We start from the raw sequence: 1913 nt of genomic DNA on the forward strand, positions 1-1913 counted from the left end.
CGGCACCACCTTGCCTTCTGCCAGCGTCACCCGCCGGTCCATGCGCGAGGCCAGCTCGTGATTGTGGGTGGCGATCAGCGCCGCCAGCCCCGACTGCCTGACCAGCGCCTCCAGCGCATCGAACACGTAGGAGGCGGTGGCCGGGTCGAGATTGCCGGTAGGTTCGTCGGCCAGCAGCACCAGCGGCGCATTGGCGACCGCGCGCGCGATCGCCACGCGCTGCTGCTCGCCGCCGGATAGCTCGGCCGGCCGGTGCTGCGCCCGCTTGCCGATCTGCATGTAGTCGAGAAGCTGCGCCGCCCGCTCGGATGCCTCCTTGCGGCCGAGCCCCTTGATCAGCTGCGGCATCATGATGTTTTCGAGCGCGGTGAACTCCGGCAGCAGATGATGGAACTGGTAGACGAAGCCGACATCGTTGCGGCGGATAGCCGTGCGCTCGTCATCCGACAGCCGGCCACAGGCGCGGCCGCTGAGGATCACGTCGCCGGCGTCCGGCCGCTCGAGCAGCCCCGCCGTATGCAGCAGCGTCGACTTGCCGGTGCCCGACGGCGCCACCAGCGCCACCATCTCGCCACGCCTAAGCGAGAAGTCAGCGCCGTTCAGAATGGTCAGCTTGCGCGGCCCCTGGACATAGTGCCGCTCGACGCCCTTAAGCTCGATAATGGCTTCGGCCATCACTCGTACCTCAAGGCTTCGACCGGATCGAGCCGGGCTGCCCGCCAGGCCGGAAATACCGTGGCCAGGAAAGACAGGCTGAGCGCCATGATGACGACATAGGTGGTCTCGCGCGGGTCCATTTTCGCAGGCAACTGGCTGAGGAAATAGAGCTCGGGATTGAACAGGATCCTGCCGGTCATCCAGGAGAAGAACTGGCGGATCGATTCGATGTTGAGGCAGATGACGACGCCGAGCAGCACGCCGGCGATGGTCCCGGTCACCCCGATCGCAGCCCCGGTCATCAGGAAAATGCGCAGGATCGCGCCGCGCGACGCGCCCATGGTGCGCAGGATCGCGATGTCGTGCCCCTTATCCTTCACCAGCATGATGAGGCCGGAGATGATGTTGAGCGCCGCCACCAGCACGATCAGCGTGAGAATCATGAACATGACGTTGCGCTCGACCTGCAGCGCCGAGAAGAAGGTCTCGTTGCGCTGGCGCCAGTCTACGAGGTCGACCGGCCGCTGCGCAGCCTGCTCGACCAACGGCTTCAGCGCATCGACATTGTCGGGATTGTCGACATAGATCTCGATGGTCTGCGCCCGTCCGTCCATATTGAAATAGAGCTGCGCTTCGGAGAACGGCATGTAGACGATCGAGCTGTCATATTCCGACATGCCGACCTCGAAAATCGCCGCCACCTTGTAGCCCTTCATGCGGGGCGTGGTGCCAAGCGGGGTAACGTCGCCTTCGGGTGAGATCAGCGTGATGGTGTCGCCGAGCACCAGCCCGAGATTCTCGGCCATGCGCTTGCCGATCGCCACGCCATCGCCGGTGTCGAAACCGTCGAGCGTGCCCTGCTTGATGTTGCTGGACACAATCGAGATCTTGTTGAGATCCTCGGCGCGAATGCCGCGCACCAGCGCGCCGGTGCCGCCGCCGACATTGCCTTGCGCCAGCACCTGCCCGTCGATCAGCGGGATGGCGTATTTGACGCCGGCAACGCCGTTGATGCGGCTCGCCACCTGCGCATAGTCCTCCAGCGGCGAATCGAGCGGCTGCACGATCAGATGGCCGTTGACGCCGAGGATGCGGGTGAGCAGCTCGGCGCGAAAACCGTTCATCACCGCCATGACGACGATCAGCGTGGCGACGCCCAGCATGATGCCGAGGAACGAGATCGAGGCGATGACCGAGATCACCGTCTCCTTGCGCCGCGAACGCAGGTAGCGCCACGCCACCATGCGCTCGAAGCC

The 1913-nt window shown here is 64.8% G+C and carries 2 protein-coding genes; both read right to left on the minus strand.

Annotated features, from left to right (window positions below; translation table 11 throughout):
• The coding region (locus tag EOA60_RS30925) for an ABC transporter ATP-binding protein (RefSeq protein ID WP_164899687.1) at window positions 1-675 on the minus strand (675 nt) is incomplete at its 3' end.
• On the minus strand, window positions 675-1913 hold a 1239-nt coding region (locus EOA60_RS30930), incomplete at its 5' end, for a lipoprotein-releasing ABC transporter permease subunit (RefSeq protein ID WP_128312466.1). The genes EOA60_RS30925 and EOA60_RS30930, both read right to left, overlap by 1 nt.

The organism is Mesorhizobium sp. M1A.F.Ca.IN.020.06.1.1, from assembly GCF_004023265.1.
Lineage (GTDB): Bacteria > Pseudomonadota > Alphaproteobacteria > Rhizobiales > Rhizobiaceae > Mesorhizobium.